Below are 17,780 nucleotides of genomic sequence, written 5' to 3'. Positions count from 1 at the left end.
AACCAACAGTAATGGCGATCGAAGAGATCCTTGACCTCGAGCAACTCGAGGTCAACATCTACCGCGGCGGTGTGTTCAGCCCGGAGTCCGGGTTCCTGCAGCGCACGTTCGGCGGTCACGTCGCGGGTCAGTCGCTGGTGTCGGCGGTGCGTACCGTCGACCCGAAGTTCCAGGTGCACTCGCTGCACGGCTACTTCCTGCGCGGCGGCGACGCCCGGTCTCCGACGGTCTACACCGTCGAGCGGATCCGCGACGGCGGATCGTTCTGCACCCGCCGGGTCAGCGCGATCCAGCACGGCGAGACGATCTTCTCGATGTCGGCGTCGTTCCAGACCGACCAGAGCGGTATCGAACACCAAGACGTGATGCCGGTGGCGCCGCCGCCCGACGACATCCCCGATTTCAAGGCGGCCAGCCGCGTGTTCGACGACGCGAGCTTCCGGCAGTTCGACGAGTGGGACGTCCGGATCGTGCCGCGGGATCAGCTGAACAAGGTGCCCGGCAAGGCTTCTCAGCAGCAGGTGTGGTTCCGGCACCGGGACCCGCTGCCCGACGATCCGGTGCTGCACATCTGCGCGCTGGCGTATCTGAGTGATCTGACGCTGCTCGGCTCGGCCCAGGTCAACCACATCGAGGAGCGCCAGCACCTGATGGTGGCCTCGCTGGATCACGCGATGTGGTTCATGCGGCCGTTCCGCGCCGACGAGTGGATGCTCTACGACCAGTCCTCGCCGTCGGCGTGCGGCGGTCGCGCGCTGACCCAGGGCAAGATCTTCAACCGCTACGGCGAGATGGTGGCCGCGGTCATGCAGGAGGGGCTGACCCGGTTCAGCCGCGATTTCACCCCGACCCCGAAGTGAGTTCCCCGACGGTCGGGGTGCTGGCCCTGCAGGGCGACACCCGCGAACATCTGGCGGCGCTGCGCGAGGCGGGCGCGGACGCGATCACGGTGCGCCGCCCGGCCGAGCTCGCGGCGGTGGACGGGCTGGTGATCCCCGGCGGCGAGTCGACGACGATGAGCCATCTGCTGCGTGAGTTCGATCTGCTGGAGCCCTTGCGGGCCCGGCTGGCCGACGGGATGCCGGCCTACGGGTCGTGCGCCGGGATGATCCTGCTGGCCACCGAGATCGCCGACGCGGGTGTGCCCGGGCGGGCGGCGCTGCCGCTGCACGGGATCGATATGACGGTGCGCCGCAACGCATTCGGTCGTCAGGTGGACTCGTTCGAGGAGGGCATCGAGTTCACCGGGCTGGACGGGCCGGTGCACGCGGTGTTCATCCGGGCGCCGTGGGTGGAGCGGGTCGGTCCGGACGTCGAGGTGCTGGCCCGGGCCGCCGGACACCCGGTCGCGGTGCGTCAGGGCAGGATGCTGGCCACGGCGTTCCACCCTGAGGTGACCGGCGACCGCCGGGTGCACAAGCTGTTCGTCAACTCGCTGGCGTAGCGGCGCTCAGCGGATCGGCAGCCCGGTGATCGCGCGGGCCATCACCAGCCGCTGGATCTCGCTGGTGCCCTCGAAGATCGTGAAGATCTTCGCGTCGCGGTGCATCCGCTCGACGGGGTAGTCGCGGGTGTAGCCGTTTCCGCCGAGGATCTGGATGGCTTCGTCGGTCACGTGCACGGCGGTCTCGCTGGCGACGAGCTTGGCCATCGACCCCTCGGCGTTCTCGAAGGGTTTACCGTTGCGGGCCATCCAGCCGGCGCGGTACACGAGCAGGCGGGCGGCGTCGATGCGTGCCTTCATGTCGGCGAGCTTGAACGCGACGGCCTGGAACTCGCCGATCTTGCGGCCGAACTGCTCGCGTTCCAGCGAGTAGTCACGGGCGTATTCGTAGGCGGCCCGGGCCACGCCGACGGCCATCGCGCCGACGGTGGGGCGGGTCCGCTCGAACGTGGCCATCGCGGCCTGGCCCGCGGCTTTCTTGCCCTCGCGCACCCTGGCGATGCGGGCGTCGAACTTCTCCTTGCCGCCGATGATCATCCGGCCCGGGATGCGGACGTCCTCGAGCACCACCTCGGCGGTGTGCGACGCGCGGATTCCGTGCTTGCGGAACTTCTGGCCCTGGCTCAGGCCCTTGGTGCCGGGCGGGATGATGAACGACGCCTGACCGCGCGCGCCGAGTTCCGGGTGCACCGACGCGACGACGACGTGGACGTTGGCGATGCCGCCGTTGGTCGCCCACGTCTTGGTGCCGTTGAGCACCCACTCGTCGGTCGCCTCGTCGTAGCGGGCGCGGGTCAGGATGGCGCCGACGTCGGAACCCGCGCCGGGCTCGGACGAACAGAACGCCGCGACCTTGGGTTCGTCGATGGTGCCGAACATCTGCGGCACCCATTCGCCGACCTGCTCCGGGGTGCCGTTGGCGGCCAGCGAGGCCGCCGCGAGGCCGGTTCCGAGGATCGCCAGCGCGATGCCGGCATCACCCCAGAACATCTCCTCGAAGACCACGATCATGCCCAGGCCGGACGGTTCGGCGGCCTGCTCGGCGAACAACTCCATCGAGTAGAGGCCGACCTTGGCGGCCTCCTGGATGACCGGCCACGGCGTCTCCTCCCGTTCGTCCCATTCGGCGGCGGCGGGGCGGACGACGTCGGCGGCGAACTCGTGAACCCACTTCTGGACGTCGACCAGGTCCGGGGACAGCTCGAGAGAGAAGGTCATGGCAGATGACCTTACTCCTGAGTAAGATAAGCTGGGCACCATTTGTGGCCCATGTAACACCGCTCACAGCGGACTTCCAGGTCGAAGTCTCGGCGATTTCGCGGTGTACACGTTCGGAAACCGGGCGAACGCCCACGTAGACTGATCGATCGGACTTTGATGTAGCTCGCCCCGACGATCAGACGAAGAAGGTAGTACCTGCATGAGCGGCCATTCCAAGTGGGCCACCACCAAGCACAAGAAGGCCGTGATCGACGCGCGTCGCGGCAAGAACTTCGCGAAGCTGATCAAGAACATCGAGGTGGCGGCCAGGACCGGCGGCGGTGACCCCGGCGGCAATCCGACGCTGTACGACGCCATCCAGAAGGCCAAGAAGAACTCGGTCCCCAACGACAACATCGAGCGCGCGCGCAAGCGCGGCGCCGGTGAAGAGGCCGGCGGCGCCGACTGGCAGACCATCACCTACGAGGGGTACGGACCCAACGGTGTCGCGATCCTCGTCGAGTGCCTGACCGACAATCGCAACCGCGCCGCGGGTGAGGTCAGGGTCGCGATGACCCGCAACGGCGGCAACATGGCCGACCCCGGCTCGGTGTCCTACCTGTTCACCCGCAAGGGCGTGGTCACGCTCGACAAGAACGACCTCACCGAGGACGACGTGCTCGCCGCGGTGCTTGACGCCGGCGCCGAGGACGTCAACGACCTCGGCGAGAGCTTCGAGATCATCTCCGAGCCAACCGATCTGGTCGCGGTGCGGACCGCTCTTCAGGACGCCGGGATCGACTACGAGTCGGCCGAGGCGAGCTTCCAGCCGTCGGTGACGGTACCGGTGGATCTCGAGGGCGCCCGCAAGGTGCTCAAGCTGGTCGATGCGCTGGAGGACAGCGACGACGTGCAGAACGTCTTCACCAACCTCGACATCCCGGACGACGTCGCCGCACAGCTCGACGAGGACTGATCCGCGCGGTCATCTCACGGCGGGCAGGAACGACAGGTCGGTGCATTCGGCGAGCATGTCGCTGAGCCCAGTGCATACCGCGGCCTCGGTGTGCGGGCGCAGGTCCTCGATCGCCGCGCGCGCCGAGCCGACCAACTCGTCGATGTGATCGTGGATGCGGGCCGTCGCTCCCGTCCGCAGCATCATGCGTTGGACCTCGGCGATGACGGTCTCGTCGGCGCTCTCGTCGCCGACGACCGCGGTCAGCGCTCTCCGATCAACCGCGTCAGCGAGTTCCAGGGCGGCTCCGAGCAACTCGGTCGGTTTTCCGCCGCGGATGTCGTCGCCGACTCGCTTGCCGCTGTCCGCTGTCGTGCTGAACAGATCGGACAGGTCGTCGCGCAGTTGGAAGGCGCGGCCGACCGCGACGGCGTACCGCTGCAGGGCGTCCGGGGCCGCGCCGTGCGGTGTCCCGGCCAGCTCGAGACCGAGGTGCACCGGCCGTAGCACGGTGTAGCTGCTGGTCTTGTACCGCTGGATCTTGCCGGCGGTGGCGGCGGCGTAGTCCCGGTCCGCCTGGGCCTGGAGTTCCAGGAACTGGCCGGCGAGAACCTCGACGCGCATCGCGGCGAAGGCACTGCGCACGCGCCTGCGTGCCTCGGGTGCCAGGGGTTCGACGGCGAGGTCGACGGTGTCGTGCACGGCTGACCACAACAGGTCCCCGACCAGCAACGCCAGGTGATCGCCGAATTGTCGTGCGTCGCCGGACCCGCCGCGGGCACGGTGTCGGGCGGCCAGCGCGGCCCGCACCGACGGTTGGCCGCGGCGGACGTCGGAGTCGTCGATGACGTCGTCGTGCACCAGGATCGCGGCGTGCAGTAGCTCGACCGCCGCGGCGAGGTGCACCAGTGGTGCGCGGGATGCGCCGGCGGGTGCGACCGCGCGCCAGGCCCAGAACGCGAATCGGGGCCGCAGACGTTTACCGCCGGACTTGACCGCCGACAGGCACAGGTCCGCGATCGGTTCCAGGCCGGCGTCGACGGCTTTCAGCGGTGCCCCGACGGTCGAGGTCACGGCGGACTCCAGCCGCTCCTCCAGGGATGCGAGGAAGAACTTCACGGCGTCGTCGGTCACGGCGTCCTCGCTTTCTGAATCCCCCTTTTCCGAGCATCCCGGCGCGGCGATTGTATGGGCAGCGGAGATGTCCGCGCGTGCCGGTTGGGGCACTTCCGGTGGAAACGCTGTAGATCCCTACACCCGGGCAGCTGGCGACTGTGCGTCCAAACCGGGCTTTGCCACTGAGGATGCCTGACGGTTGCCGTCGTGCACATACTTTCCTGAACTTGAGGCGGCGAAAGGGACACCAGATGGTGGAAAGTAGTGAAAATGGTTCGGCACCAACAGAACTGAAGCGTGAGTTCTCGTTGTGGTCGGCCTTCGCGTTCGCTTTCGCGTTCATCTCGCCGATCGTGGCGATGTACGGCATCTACGGGTTGTCGCTGGCGACAGCGGGTCCCGGCTTCTGGTGGACCTTCGTCATCGTCGGGACGGGACAGTTCATCGTCGCGCTGGCGTTCGCGGAGCTGGTGTCACGGTGGCCGTTCGAAGGGTCGATCTACCAATGGACCAAACGGCTTGCCGGAGAGGTGACCGGCTGGTTCGCCGGCTGGGTGTACATGTGGGCCCTGGTCATCATCATGGCCACGGTCGCCTACGGCGGCGCAGGCTTTCTGGCGGAGCTGATCGGAATCACCAGCCCAACCGCGGTGCAGCAGAGCATCATCGCGCTGTTGATCCTGCTGGCGGGCACCGCCGCGAACATCGCCGGCCGCGTCTTCCTGAAAACCCTGATGCTGGGCAGCATCATCGCCGAGATCGTGGCCTCGGTCGGGCTCGGCACCTACCTGCTGATCTTCCACCGCCACCACGGCCTCGACATCATCGTGCAGGGAATCGACCTCAGCAGCGGATGGTCGTGGGCCTATCTTTCCGGACCGTTCCTGGCGGCCCTGGCATTCACGAGCTGGTCGATCCTCGGCTTCGAAAGTGCGGGTGCGATCGCCGAAGAGGTCAAGGAGCCGCAGCGCAATGTCCCCAAGGCGATGCTGTTCTCGGTGTCGTTCATCGCCGTCGTCATCGCCTACGCGTCGCTTGCGGTCACGCTGGCTGTGCCGGACTTCGACAAGATCACCTCCGGTGAGGTTTCCGATCCGGTCACCTACGTCCTCGGGACGGCGCTGGGCGAATCCTGGGTCAAGCCGATTCTGCTCGCGTTCGTGATCGGCTTCCTGGCGAGCTTCCTGGCCCTGCAGGCCTCCGCGTCGCGGGTCATCTGGGCCTTCGCACGGGACAGGGTGCTGCCGGGCTCGCGGGTGTTGGCGAAGCTGTCCAGAGCGGAAGCTCAGCCGGTCACCGCGATCCTGGTCACCACGGTGATCGGCGCTGTCGTGTATCTGATCTCGGCCACCGATGTCTACTCGGTGCTGGTCACCTTCACCGCCGGGGGCTATTACCTCGCCTTCCTGTTCCCGTTGGTGACCGGATTGGTTGCGCGCCTGCGTGGTACGTGGGTGCCGGGGCCGTGGCATCTGGGCAAGCTCAGCCTGCCGGTGGCGCTGATGGCGGTCCTGTGGGCGGGATTCGCGTTCGTCAACATCGTCTGGCCCCGCACGGTGTCCGACGCGTGGTTCATCAACTGGGCGTTCTTTGTGGCGATGGGCGCGATCCTCGCACTGGGCATCGTCATCGTGAAGGTCCGCAAGGTCGGCCAGCAACCGCCGGGCGCACTGGATGACGAACCGCGGTCGGCGTCGGAAGCCGAACTCGTATGAGCGCCCCGGTCGCCGTGGTGACCGGTGCCGGCAGCGGCATCGGTGCGGCCGTCGCCGTGCGGCTCGCCGAATGCGGGTGGACCGTCGCGTCGATCTCCCGCGAACCCGCGCCCGACACCGATATGTGGCTCACCGCCGACGTCGCCGACGAGCAGGCGGTGGTCGGGGCCGTGGCACAGATCGAGGCCACCTTCGGGCAGATCGACGCCGCCGTGATCTGTGCCGGTCACTACGAGGAGATCCCGGCACTGGACATCGATCCGGCGTCCTGGCAGCGGATGCTCAGGGTGCACGTCGGCGGGCTGGCCCATGTGTGCCGGGCGGTGCTGCCGCAGATGCGCTCGCGCAAACAGGGCCGGATCGTCGGGATCGCCTCGGAACGCGCCATCGGCGGAGGCAGCAACGACGCCCACTATGCCGCCGCCAAGGGCGCCGCGCTGTCGTTGTTGCGCAGCGTCGCCGCCGAGGTGGCAGCCGACGGGGTGATCGTCAACGCGGTCGCACCCGGGCCCTGTGACACGCCACTGCTGCCGGCCGATTCGTGGGAGCGTGCCGAGGAGTTCCTCGAGACGCTGCCCGCGCGTCGTATCGCCACGCCGGCCGAGGTGGCCGAACTGGTGCGCGCCCTGCTCGAAGAAGACCTCTTCCTATGCGGAGAAGTCCTGTCGGTCAACAGCGGAACGGTGATCTGAGCATGGTCGAACAACAGCGGGTCCTGATCACCGGCGTGGACACCGACCTCGGCGCGGCCGTGCGGGATCACTTTCGCGCGGGCGGCGCGAGCACTGTCGGCGTCCGCACCGCCGGGCCGGTGACCACGTCCGGCCCGGACCTGACCCTCGCGGCGAACCCTGCCGACGCCGACGACGTACGCGCCGCCGTGGCGGCGGCCGCCGAGGCGATGGGTGGCCTCGACACGCTGGTCACCGCGCACGGGTTACCCCACGCCGCCGCCCTCACCGCGCAGTCGATGGACGACTTCTGGGCGCACGTCGAGGCCACTCTCACCGGTACCTTCCTGTTCGCCCAGGCCGCCGCCGAGCACATGCGCGGCGCGGGTGGCGGCGCCCGGATGGTGCTGACGACCTCCCGCTGGCACGTCGGCGGGCCGGAACTGGCCGCGGTCGCCACGGCGGCGGGCGGCATCGTCGCCCTGACCAAGTCTCTGACCCGTGACTTCGGTCGGTTCGGGATCGGCGTCAACGCCGTCGCGGTCGGCGCCGTGGAGTCCGAATGGGCGGTGTGCGACGTAGCCGGCGGCTCCGCGCTGCCTCCCATCGGGCGTCGGGGCAGCGTCACCGAGGTGGCCCGCACCATCGGCCTGCTCTGCCAGCGCCGGCTGGGTGCGGCGGTCGGCCAGGTGGTCAACGTCGACGGTGGACTCTCTCGTAATCGTGTCTAGGAAAGGCGAATTGATGAACAACGACACCGACCGCCCCGGGATCGTGGGCGCGGTCGATCCGCAGGTGCAGCCGCGATACGCCGGGTGGACCACCTTCGCGCGGCTGCCCAGACTCGAGGATGTGGCGCGCGCCGACGTCGTCGTCGTCGGTGTGCCGTTCGACAGTGCGGTGACCTATCGTCCCGGAGCACGCTTCGGCCCCAACGCGATTCGGCAGGCCTCCCGGCTGATCCGCGGGTACAACCCGGAACTGGACATCAAACCCTTCGAGGTGTGCCAGTTCGCCGACGCCGGTGACATCGCGTGCAACCCGTTCGACATCGGCGCGGCGGTCGACCAGACCGCCGAGGAACTGACCGCCCTGCTTGCCGGCGGCACCCGGGCGGTGATCCTCGGCGGTGACCACTCCGTGGCCCTGCCGTCCCTGCGGGCCGTCCACGCCGTGCACGGACCGGTCGCGCTGGTGCACTTCGACGCACACCTCGACACCTGGGACAGCTACTACGGCGCCGACATCACGCACGGCTCGCCGTTCCGTCGCGCGTTCGAGGAGGGGCTGTTGATGGACAAGAGCCTGCACGTCGGGGTCCGGGGATCCATCTACGACAAGCAGGATCTCGTCGACGACGCGAACTTCGGATTCTCCTGCATCACCTGTCGCGACATCGGCACGCTCGGCAGCGACGGAATCATCGACCGCATTCGTGAAAGGGTCGGTGACGCACCGGTATACGTGTCGGTCGACATCGACGTGCTCGATCCTGCCCATGCACCGGGCACCGGAACGCCCGAGGCCGGCGGGATGACCAGCCGCGAGCTCCTCGAGGTCGTCCGAGGCTTCGACGGGGTGAACCTGGTCGGCGTCGACGTCGTCGAAGTGTCGCCTGCCTACGACCACGCCGAGATCACCGCCGTCGCGGCTGCCAACGTCACCTGGGAATTCCTGTCCGTGTTCGGAAGAAAGGCACGCAAATGACCGCCCTGACGCCCGCCCAACCGGTGTCCTGGCCGCAGGGGAAGCGCTGCGCCGTCGCGTTCACCTTCGACGTCGACGCCGAATCCCCGTTGCTCAGCACCGATGCCGCCTACGCCGACCGGATGGGGACGATGTCCCACCAGGCCTACGGGCCGTTGGTGGGAGTGCCCCGCCTACTCGGCATCCTGGACGAGTTCTCGGTTCCCGGAACCTTTTTCGTCCCGGGATACACCGCACACCGGCATCCTGAGCCGATCCGGTCGATCGCGCGGGCCGGCCACGAGATCGCCCATCACGGCTACCTGCACGAGTCGCTGGTCGGCGTCGACGAGGACACCGAGCGCGCCATCCTGGAGCGCGGGCTCACCGCGCTCGACGAGGTCGCCGGGGTGCGGCCGACGGGCTACCGCGCCCCGATGTGGGAGATGAACTGGCACACCCCGAAGGTGTTGACGGACTTCGGGTTCACCTACGACTCGACCCTGATGGACTCCGATCACCCCTACCAGCTGGCGGTGCCGGGGGCGGGGTCGCTGGTGGAGCTCCCGGTCAGCTGGGCGCTCGACGACTGGCAGCAGTACTGCTTCGTGCCGGACTTCTCCGGCACCGGACTGATCGAGACGCCCGCCAAGGCGATCGAACTGTGGCGCAGCGAGCTCGACGCGATGCGCGATATCGGCGGCGCCTGGATCCTGACCAATCACCCGTTCCTCAGCGGCCGGCCCGGCCGGGCGGCGGCGCTGCGGGAGTTCATCTCCGACGTGTGCAGCATGGACGACGTCTGGGTGGCGGGCATGGCCGAGATCGCCGATCACGTGCAGGCCCAGCAGCTGACGCCGCGCACGTTGACCCGCCCCGAGTTCGAACCCGTCACAGCCCGAGCGACAGGAGAGCAACGATGAACCACGACGCACTGACCCCCGAGAAACTCCGCGAGGCCTACCAGCACGTGTGGTTCGTGGTGGCACGGTCCGAAGACATCGACACCCCGCAGTCGGCCACGCTGCTGGACCAGAACCTGGTGGTGTTCCGGGACTCGACCGGTACCGCGCGGGTCACCGACCGCCGGTGCATCCACCGCGGTGGCAATCTCGCCGACGGCAAGGTGGTCGGCGACAACATCGCGTGTCCCTATCACGGCTGGGAGTTCGACGGCAGCACCGGTGTGTGCGACCGCATCCCGTCCCTGCCCGAGGGCGGACGCATCCCGCCCAAGGCCGCGATCAAGTCGTACCCGGTGATCGAGCGTTTCGAGCACGTGTGGACCTGCCTGGGGGACCCGGTCTTCGACATCCCCAACCCGCCGGAGATCGACGGCCTCCAGTTGTCTTGGCGTGCAGCAGAACCGATTCACGCCAACTGTGGGTTCATGGCCGCCACGGAGAACTTCCGCGACATGGCGCACTTCCCGTTCGTTCACGAGCCGTCGATGGGCGACGTGAACCCGGTCGTGACCGACCTGGACGTCAAGCGGGAGGGGCGCGAGGTGTGGGCGTCCTACTTCTACCCGGGGGTGCCCGACTCGGACTTCTCCGACGTCGGCGACGCCTGGATGCACTACCACTCCTACGCTCCCGGCATCGCGACCATCCTCTACGACTTCGGCCCCGAGGTCGGCAAGCGCTACCTCGTCGATTTCCCGTCGCCGGTCAGCTATGACAAATGCGTCATCTTCTGGGGGGTGGCCACCGACAAGGATTTCCGCGGTGGCAGCGTCGACGAGATCCTGGAGATCGAGACCAAGGTCTTCAACGAGGACACGCCGGTCCTGGAGGGGCTCGAGCCCAAGGAGGTGCCGCTGGCGGGCCAGGCGGTAGAGGTGTCGGCGCCCGCGGACATCTACACCCTGAACTACCGCCGGGCGACGCAGTTCGCCGTGCAGTCCATCCAGCAGGCCCGCGATCCGGAGCTGGCCGCCACCAACGGCCACGCACCGCAGTGAGGCTGCGCGTCACCCAACTACGCCTGGAGGCCGATGCCGTCATCTCCGTCGAGCTGCGCAGCCCGACCGGGGGACGGCTCCCCGGCTGGAGCGCCGGGGCCCACGTGCCCGTCACGCTCCCGTCGGGGACCGTGCGCCAGTACTCGCTGTGCGGGTCGGCCGACGACCCGCACAGCTACACCATCGCCGTGCTGAAGGTCGAGGACGGTCGGGGCGGCTCCCGGGAAGTGCACGACCGGCTGCGCCTCGGCGACGTGCTGGATGTGGGTGAGCCGCGAAACGATTTCGCCCTGGTGGATGCGCCGAGGTATCTGCTGCTGGCCGGGGGCATCGGGATCACCCCGATCCTGGCGATGGTGGAGGCGCTGCGGTCGCGACCGCAGCCGCCAGAGGTGACGCTGCTCTACGGCGGGCGCAGTCGCGCCGCGATGGCGTTCACCGACCGGCTGGCCGGCTTCGGCGGCGTCCACCTCCATCCCCAGGACGAGGTCGGGCTGCCCGACCTCGAGCGGGCCTTCGCCGACAGCCCGGCAGGCACCGCGGTGTACTGCTGCGGGCCGCCGGCCATGCTGTCAGCGGTCCGGGAGATCGCGGCTCGCTATCCCGACCTGCCGCTCCACGTCGAACAGTTCACCGCGGCCACCCCCGCCGCGACGGCCGCCGCCGAGGGCGGGGCGTTCGAGGTCGAACTGGCGCGCACCGGCGTCACCGTCACGGTGCCGGCGGACCAGAGCGTGCTCGACGCGGTACTCGCGGTGGCACCCGACACACCCTTCTCCTGTACCAGCGGATTCTGCGGAACGTGTGAGACGAAGGTGCTCTCCGGGCAGGTCGACCATCGCGACGATCTCCTCAGCGACGACGAGCGTCGCGCGAACGCGTCGATGATGATCTGTGTCTCACGTGCCCGACCCGGAGCCAAGCTCACACTCGATCTGTGATGGGCCCGCCGCATGGGCCGCTTAGACTTCGCTGACATGGCAGTACGAGCGTCGCGATGACCATCGGTGGTCAGGAGGTCGGCGACGGCGCGACCGTGGCCGCGGGACCTCACAGCGGTACGGCCGGCATCGGGGAGATGCTCACCGAACCGAGTCTGCACGTCGAGCTCGTCACCCCGACCGCGGATCTCGCCCGGCCCATCAGGTTCGTCTATCCGACCGAGCTGGCCGACCCGTCCCCGTACCTGATGGGTGGGGAGCTCATCCTCAGCGTCGGCGTGCCCGTCCTCGGCCAGCCGGAGGCGGCGATCGACCGGTACGTGTCGATCCTCGCCGAGCGCCGGGTCACCGGGCTGGTGATCGGGATCGGCGATGTCTTCGACGATCTGCCGCCTCCGCTCGTCCAGTCGTGTGACAACCGCCGGCTGCCGCTGCTGATACAGCGTCCCGGGGTGCCGTTTCGCCGGATCATCGACTGGGTCGACTCCCGGCGGGCGGCCGATCGGGATGTCGAGTCCGGTGAACGCGATCTCGGATCGATGCTGAGATGGTTCATGGCCGGCACGTTGGGGGTGGGTCCGGTGGAGGCCGCGTTCGCACGGCACGGCCTGAGCGGCGCGCCGGTGGCGGTCTGCGCGTTTCCCGCCGAACTCCACACCCGAGTGCACGCCCTGGTCGATCGTCACCGCGCGGCGGTGGCCGTGCTCGGCGAGCGCATCGTGGCGCTGTGCCCGCACACGCCGGAGTTCCAGGCCGAGCTGGCCGCCTCGGAGCTGGTGTGCGGCGTGGCGTTGGGCGCCGACCCACAGTCGATGGCACGGGCGATCCCGGAAGCGCTGGAGGCGCTGCAGGAGGCGGCCAGACGCCGCCGGGTCGTGCACATCGACGAGATCGCCACGATCGAAGGCCTGCTGGCGGCGGTCCCGAAGGTTCGGCTGGTGCCCTTTGTCCAGCGGCTACTGGTGCCACTGGTCGAATACGACAAGACCAACAATGCGTTTCTGGTCTCGTCGTTGGAAGCATTCCTGGCGCCGGGCAACGACATCTCGGCGGCGGCCAGTCAGCTCTACGTGCATGTCAACACCTTGCGCAACAGGTTGGCGAAGATCGCCGAGCTGACCGGGGCCAACCCGCTGGACGAGGGTGACCGGATCAATTTCCGGATCGCGCTGTGGGCGGCGCGCAACATGGGCATGGGGAGCGGGTCGAACCCGCGGGCGGTCGAGAGTCCCCAAAAGTAGCTCAAGACAAGGGTTTTGCCGGCCGGTGCGGATCCGCGTCCGCCCCACCACGACGGTTGGCGAGCGCCACCCTGTAGCCGGATACACCACCGCACCCATTTCCTGTGGGGTTGTCCATCCGCCCCGCGCATAGCGGTATCCGTGGGTAGGGTGGCTTTCACTTCCGCTCCACCCCTGCGACCGCCGAGGGAAATGCTTTGATCCTCTACGCATTTCGTTGTCGATCCGGCTGTGCCGTCACACAGCAGATGCACTCGATGCAGAGTCGGCCCGACGAGATCACCTGCCCGACATGCCGGGGGCCGGCCCGCCGGATGATTGCCGCTCCTAACCTGGGCCGTTCCGCAGGTACGGCGATGGCGTTGCAGGACGCCACCCGAAGCACCGCCGACACTCCCGGGGTCGTCTCCGCGCCGCCGCGGAAAGCGCCCGGGCGCAAGGTCACGACCAATCCACTGCACCAGAAACTCCCACGACCCTGAAGGGAAAATCATGCCGGACATCGTCTTTCCGCTCGACTCGACGAAGAAGTTCACCGACCAGGAGAAGCTCGGCCACAACCGCTGGCACCCTGACATCCCGGCCGCCGTCACGGTCGAGAAAGGGGATTCGTTCCGGGTGCACTGCCGCGAGTGGTTCGACGGAGCGATCCACAACGACGACTCGGCCGAGGACATCCGCAACGCCCCGTTGACGACGGTCCACGTGCTGTCCGGTCCGATCGCGGTCGAGGGCGCCAAACCCGGCGACCTGCTGATCGTCGACATCCTGGACGTGGGACCCATCCCGCAGGAGGATTCGGGACCCCTGGCCGGTCAGGGCTGGGGTTACACCGGCATCTTCCCGACGCAGAACGGCGGCGGATTCCTGACCGAACAGTTCCCCGATGCCTACAAGGCGATCTGGGATTTTTCCGGTCAGAAGGCCACGTCGCGGCACATCCCGGGGGTGGAATTCACCGGGATCGTGCACCCCGGTCTGATGGGCACGGCGCCGTCGGCCGGTCTGTTGGCGACGTGGAACACCCGCGAGGCCGCGCTCATCGCGACCGACCCGGACCGGGTGCCGCCACTGGCCTTGCCGCCGGAACCGCGGGACGCCATCCTCGGCGGCCTGACCGGGGATGCGTTCACCAAGGCCGCCGCCGAGGCCGCGCGCACCGCGCCGCCGCGCGAGAACGGTGGCAACCAGGACATCAAGAACCTGACCAAGGGCAGCCGGGTGTTCTATCCGGTGTTCGTGGACGGCGCGAACCTGTCGGTCGGGGACCTGCACTTCTCCCAGGGCGACGGTGAGATCACCTTCTGCGGAGCCATCGAGATGGGTGGCTTCATCGATCTGCGTGTGGACGTGATCCCGGGAGGGATGGAGACCTACGGCGTCACCGAGAACGCCATCTTCATGCCCGGCAACACCGATCCGCAGTACTCGGAATGGCTGGCGTTCTCCGGCACGTCGGTCACGCTGGACGGCGAACAGCGTTATCTGGATTCACATCTGGCGTATCAGCGGGCCTGCCTGCACGCCATCGACTACCTCACCAAGTTCGGGTACAGCCCCGAGCAGGCGTACCTGCTACTCGGCGCGGCACCGATCGAGGGCCGGCTCTCCGGAGTCGTCGACATCCCCAACGCCTGCGCCACCGTGTACATCCCGACCGCGATCTTCGACTTCCCGGTGGCGCCGTCGGCGGCCGGTCCGGTCAAGATCGACCCGGGAATCGGTGCACCCCGGGCATAATCCGATCGACCGCCCCGTCGACCGAAAGCAGCCACGCCCCATGAAGAGAGTCGTCGACGATGACGGTTGGACGTGGACGATCCGGCGCTGGTGGTGGCGGACGTTGCCGTGGGAGTCGGGCTTTGCGACCCTGGACGCGGTGTTCTTCCTGATCATGCTGCCGTTCATGCTGATGTGGCCGTTCTGGTTGGCGGCCAAGTGGCTGGGCGCATCCTGGACGGTGCAGATCCTGCGCGAGGGCGAGAAGGTGGGCCGTGAGCGGGTGCGCGGGTGGCGGAAGTCGGGGGAGCGCATCGCCGAACTGGCCGCCGAGGCGGAGGCCGGCACGCTGGCGCAGAGATTGCAGCTCAGCGATCCGCAGTGACCGTCAGGAACTGGCCGATCGCGTGGGCCGTGCGCTCGGGCTGGTCGAGCATCACCAGCACGTAGGCGTCGTCGATCTCCTGCAACCGGCCCTGGGGCAGCAGGTCCGCCAGCCGCCGGCCGTGCTCGGCGGGCATCACGGGGTTGCGGCTCCACAGCACCAGCGCCGGCCGGTCGAACGCGGCGAGCCGGTCGGTGGCCCGGATCAGGTCCGCCCCGTCGAACCGCGTGCGGCAGTACTTGACCAGATCGCGGCGCACCCCCACCGAGGCGAGCCCGCCCCGCGTCCATGAGTCGACGATGGGTTGCGGGACATCGTGTTTCGCCATCATCCCGAAGATCAGGCGCCGGCGGCGCAACCATCCGATCCTGAGTTGGCGCAGCGCCAGCCACACCGTGCCGGTGGTGCGGGAGGCCAACCAGGCGACCTTGCCGGGCAGGCCGGGTGGGAAGTTGTCGTACGCCTCCGACGGGCACACGACCAGCGCGCAGACCCGGTGGTCGCGGCCGAGGTCGGTGAGGAACAGCGGCCCACCCCAGTCGCTGACGACCAGCGTGACGTCGTCGAGGTCCAACGCGTCGAGGAAGTCGGCGACGATGCCGACCATGCCACGCAGCGTCAGGTCCGCGTCGTCGCGCATCGGGACGCGGTGCCCGCCCAGTGGCAGCACCGGCAGCAGGTAGCGGAACCCCGGCGGTAGGTGCGGCAGCGCGAGGTTCCACTGCGCGTCGTTCATCAGCAGGCCGTGCAGCAGGACCACCGGCCGGCCGCCGGGATCACCCTCCTCGCGGTACTCCAGCGCGCCCGCCGTGACCTGGACCGTCGTCATGGCGCCTCCATTAGAATGATCGTTCTAGAATGTATGCTCTAGCGTGACACGCGGAGGTGGGCATGGCAAGGTCGACGCGGGAATCGATCGTGACGGCGGCCGCGGAGCTGATGCGCCGCAAGGGCTATGCGGGTGTGAGCATGAAGGACCTCGCCGAGGCGGCGGGCGCGCCGATCGGCTCGCTGTATCACCATTTCCGCGGCGGCAAGGTCCAGATCGCCCGCGAGGCGCTCACCAACGCCGGCCTCGCCTACGGCCTGCTGATCCCGACGGTCGTCGACGGATACACCGACCTCGGCGCCGCGATCGACGGCGTCTTCACCCAGGCGGCGCGCGATATGGCCGACACGGGCTTCGCCAACATGTGCCCGGTGGTCAGCGTCGCCGGCGAGGTCGCCGACACCGTCGAAGAGCTGCGCTCGGCGACGCGCGACATCTTCACCGCGTGGATCGACGGAGGGGCGGCATACTTCACGTCCCGCGGGCTCGACGAACCCCTGGCCCGTCAGGTCACGACGGCGCTCATCGCCGGACTGGAGGGCGCGTTCCTGCTGGCCCGCGCGATCCGTGACACCGCCCCGCTGCTGGCCACCGGCGCGACGATGGCCCCGCAGTACCGCGGGATCGCGCTCGCGCCCCGCGTCGGAGTCGACGCCCGCTGAGCGTGTCCTACCCGGCGCCGTCGGTCCCAACCGTTAAGCTCTCGAACAAATGTTCACCAAGGAGGAGTCGGCGTGCGGGTGATGGGAGTCGATCCCGGGCTGACACGGTGCGGGCTGTCGGTCATCGAGAGCGGGCGCGGCCGCCAGGTGATCGCGCTCGACGTCGACGTGGTGCGCACGCCGGCAGACCACCCGCTGGCGCACCGGCTACTGGCGATCAGCGACGCCGTCGAGCACTGGCTCGATACCCACCGGCCCGACGTCCTCGCGGTCGAGCGGGTGTTCGCCAACCAGAACGCCAACACGGCGATGGGCACCGCTCAGGCGGGCGGGGTGATCGCGCTGGCGGCGGCGCGCCGCGACATCGACGTGCACTTCCACACGCCGAGCGAGGTGAAAGCCGCGGTGACCGGCAACGGCCGCGCCGACAAGGCCCAGGTCACCGAGATGGTCACCAGAATCCTTGCGCTGCAGCAGAAGCCGACGCCCGCGGATGCTGCTGACGCGCTGGCTCTCGCGATCTGCCACTGCTGGCGCGCGCCGATGATCTCGCGGATGGCCGCGGCCGAGGAACTGGCGGCCGAGCAGCGCCGCAAGTACCAGGCCACCCTGAAGGCTCACACGTTGAAAGCGCAGGCCCGCCGGAGTGCTCGGAGCGCACGGTGATCGCGTCGGTTCGCGGTGAGGTCACCGACATCGCGCTCGACCACGTGGTGATCGAGGCGGCCGGTGTCGGCTACAAGGTGATGGCCACTCCGGCCACGCTCGCGACGTTGCGCCGCGGCAGCGAGGCCAAGCTGATCACCGCGATGATCGTGCGCGAGGATTCGCAGACGCTGTACGGCTTTGCCGACACCGATGCCCGCGACCTTTTCCTGACCCTGCTCGGGGTTTCCGGGATCGGGCCGAGCATCGCGCTGGGCGCACTGGCCATGTACGACGGCCCGACGCTGCGCCAGGCGATCGGTGGCGGCGACGTCGCCGCACTGACGCGAATTCCCAAGGTGGGCAAGAAGACCGCGGAGTTGCTGGTACTCACGCTGCGGGACAAGGTCGGCTCGAGCACCGCCACCGGATCGGCTGCCGCAGGCGGGCACGGGGTCCGTGGTCCGGTCGTCGAGGCACTGATCGGGCTCGGCTTCGCGCAGAAGCAGGCCGAGGACGCGACGGACAAGGTGCTGGCCGGCGACCCGGATGCCAGCACGTCCGCGGCGTTGCGCGCGGCGCTGTCGATGTTGGGGAAGAAGTAGCAG

19 protein-coding genes are annotated in these 17,780 nt (G+C 68.6%); 16 read left to right on the top strand and 3 right to left on the bottom strand.

From position 1 onward, the window contains the following. Positions 1-11: 11 nt before the first annotated feature. Both tesB and pdxT read left to right on the top strand, forming a co-directional pair. Complete coding sequence (tesB, locus tag NTM_RS23130) at positions 12-860, top strand: acyl-CoA thioesterase II (protein WP_163768203.1); 849 nt, start codon at positions 12-14, stop codon at positions 858-860. Further along, positions 857-1,444 (top strand): pyridoxal 5'-phosphate synthase glutaminase subunit PdxT, encoded by a 588-nt coding sequence (gene pdxT, locus NTM_RS23125; RefSeq protein WP_163768200.1) that lies wholly within the window; start codon positions 857-859, stop codon positions 1,442-1,444. Before tesB ends, pdxT begins: the two co-directional genes overlap by 4 nt. 6 nt (positions 1,445-1,450) lie before the next feature. Here pdxT and NTM_RS23120 read toward each other — a convergent pair whose 3' ends face one another. Further along, entirely contained in the window at positions 1,451-2,662 is a 1,212-nt protein-coding gene (locus NTM_RS23120) for an acyl-CoA dehydrogenase family protein (RefSeq protein ID WP_083145871.1), read from the bottom strand. Between the two features lie 202 nt (positions 2,663-2,864). Between NTM_RS23120 and NTM_RS23115 the strand changes: the two genes are divergently transcribed. Then, positions 2,865-3,620: a YebC/PmpR family DNA-binding transcriptional regulator gene (locus NTM_RS23115; RefSeq protein WP_163768198.1), complete on the top strand. Its 756-nt coding sequence runs from the start codon at positions 2,865-2,867 to the stop codon at positions 3,618-3,620. A gap of 9 nt (positions 3,621-3,629) precedes the next feature. Here NTM_RS23115 and NTM_RS23110 read toward each other — a convergent pair whose 3' ends face one another. Then, the gene (locus NTM_RS23110) at positions 3,630-4,733 is read right to left on the bottom strand and encodes a polyprenyl synthetase family protein (protein ID WP_232079817.1); all 1,104 of its coding nucleotides are present in this window, start codon (positions 4,731-4,733) and stop codon (positions 3,630-3,632) included. Between the two features lie 233 nt (positions 4,734-4,966). Between NTM_RS23110 and NTM_RS23105 the strand changes: the two genes are divergently transcribed. The 10 genes from NTM_RS23105 (at position 4,967) to NTM_RS23060 (ending at position 15,036) form a co-directional block, all read left to right on the top strand. Then, on the top strand, positions 4,967-6,430 hold the full coding sequence (locus NTM_RS23105) for an amino acid permease (protein ID WP_163768192.1): 1,464 nt from the start codon (positions 4,967-4,969) through the stop codon (positions 6,428-6,430). Next, positions 6,427-7,122: an SDR family NAD(P)-dependent oxidoreductase gene (locus NTM_RS23100; RefSeq protein ID WP_163768189.1), complete on the top strand. Its 696-nt coding sequence runs from the start codon at positions 6,427-6,429 to the stop codon at positions 7,120-7,122. Before NTM_RS23105 ends, NTM_RS23100 begins: the two co-directional genes overlap by 4 nt. Before the next feature lie 2 nt (positions 7,123-7,124). Continuing rightward, positions 7,125-7,832 (top strand): SDR family NAD(P)-dependent oxidoreductase, encoded by a 708-nt coding sequence (locus NTM_RS23095; RefSeq protein ID WP_163768186.1) that lies wholly within the window; start codon positions 7,125-7,127, stop codon positions 7,830-7,832. 13 nt (positions 7,833-7,845) lie between these two features. Then, positions 7,846-8,808, top strand: a complete 963-nt coding sequence (gene speB / locus NTM_RS23090; protein WP_163768183.1) for an agmatinase — start codon at positions 7,846-7,848, stop codon at positions 8,806-8,808. Continuing rightward, positions 8,805-9,710, top strand: coding sequence for a polysaccharide deacetylase family protein (locus NTM_RS23085; protein ID WP_163768181.1), 906 nt, complete (start codon positions 8,805-8,807; stop codon positions 9,708-9,710). The genes speB and NTM_RS23085 overlap by 4 nt, the downstream gene beginning before the upstream one ends. After that, positions 9,707-10,750, top strand: a complete 1,044-nt coding sequence (locus NTM_RS23080) for a Rieske 2Fe-2S domain-containing protein (protein ID WP_163768178.1) — start codon at positions 9,707-9,709, stop codon at positions 10,748-10,750. The genes NTM_RS23085 and NTM_RS23080 overlap by 4 nt, the downstream gene beginning before the upstream one ends. Continuing rightward, the gene (locus NTM_RS23075) at positions 10,747-11,691 is read left to right on the top strand and encodes a PDR/VanB family oxidoreductase (RefSeq protein WP_163768175.1); all 945 of its coding nucleotides are present in this window, start codon (positions 10,747-10,749) and stop codon (positions 11,689-11,691) included. Before NTM_RS23080 ends, NTM_RS23075 begins: the two co-directional genes overlap by 4 nt. 56 nt (positions 11,692-11,747) lie before the next feature. Continuing rightward, the gene (locus NTM_RS23070; RefSeq protein ID WP_163768171.1) at positions 11,748-12,932 is read left to right on the top strand and encodes a PucR family transcriptional regulator; all 1,185 of its coding nucleotides are present in this window, start codon (positions 11,748-11,750) and stop codon (positions 12,930-12,932) included. A 492-nt stretch (positions 12,933-13,424) separates the two neighbouring features. Next, positions 13,425-14,672, top strand: a complete 1,248-nt coding sequence (gene fmdA / locus NTM_RS23065) for a formamidase (RefSeq protein ID WP_163768168.1) — start codon at positions 13,425-13,427, stop codon at positions 14,670-14,672. Positions 14,673-14,712: 40 nt separating this feature from the next. Then, positions 14,713-15,036, top strand: a complete 324-nt coding sequence (locus NTM_RS23060) for a hypothetical protein (RefSeq protein ID WP_104865522.1) — start codon at positions 14,713-14,715, stop codon at positions 15,034-15,036. Here the strand turns inward: NTM_RS23060 and NTM_RS23055 are convergent. Continuing rightward, positions 15,020-15,865, bottom strand: a complete 846-nt coding sequence (locus NTM_RS23055) for an alpha/beta fold hydrolase (protein WP_163768164.1) — start codon at positions 15,863-15,865, stop codon at positions 15,020-15,022. The genes NTM_RS23060 and NTM_RS23055 overlap by 17 nt on opposite strands. A 62-nt stretch (positions 15,866-15,927) precedes the next feature. Between NTM_RS23055 and NTM_RS23050 the strand changes: the two genes are divergently transcribed. The 3 genes from NTM_RS23050 to ruvA all read left to right on the top strand — a co-directional run bounded on the left by NTM_RS23050 (position 15,928) and on the right by ruvA (position 17,777). After that, positions 15,928-16,527 (top strand): TetR/AcrR family transcriptional regulator, encoded by a 600-nt coding sequence (locus NTM_RS23050; RefSeq protein WP_163768161.1) that lies wholly within the window; start codon positions 15,928-15,930, stop codon positions 16,525-16,527. A 72-nt stretch (positions 16,528-16,599) separates the two neighbouring features. After that, a complete protein-coding gene (ruvC, locus tag NTM_RS23045) occupies positions 16,600-17,193 on the top strand; it encodes a crossover junction endodeoxyribonuclease RuvC (protein WP_163768158.1) in 594 nt (197 codons plus the stop codon). Beyond that, positions 17,190-17,777: a Holliday junction branch migration protein RuvA gene (gene ruvA, locus NTM_RS23040; RefSeq protein ID WP_104865519.1), complete on the top strand. Its 588-nt coding sequence runs from the start codon at positions 17,190-17,192 to the stop codon at positions 17,775-17,777. The genes ruvC and ruvA overlap by 4 nt, the downstream gene beginning before the upstream one ends. Positions 17,778-17,780 lie beyond the last annotated feature (3 nt).

Origin of the sequence: Mycolicibacterium parafortuitum, assembly GCF_010725485.1 — a bacterium.
Taxonomy (GTDB): Bacteria; Actinomycetota; Actinomycetes; order Mycobacteriales; family Mycobacteriaceae; genus Mycobacterium.
Note: the sequence above shows the minus strand (reverse complement) of the source record. Positions and strands in the feature narration are given on the sequence as shown.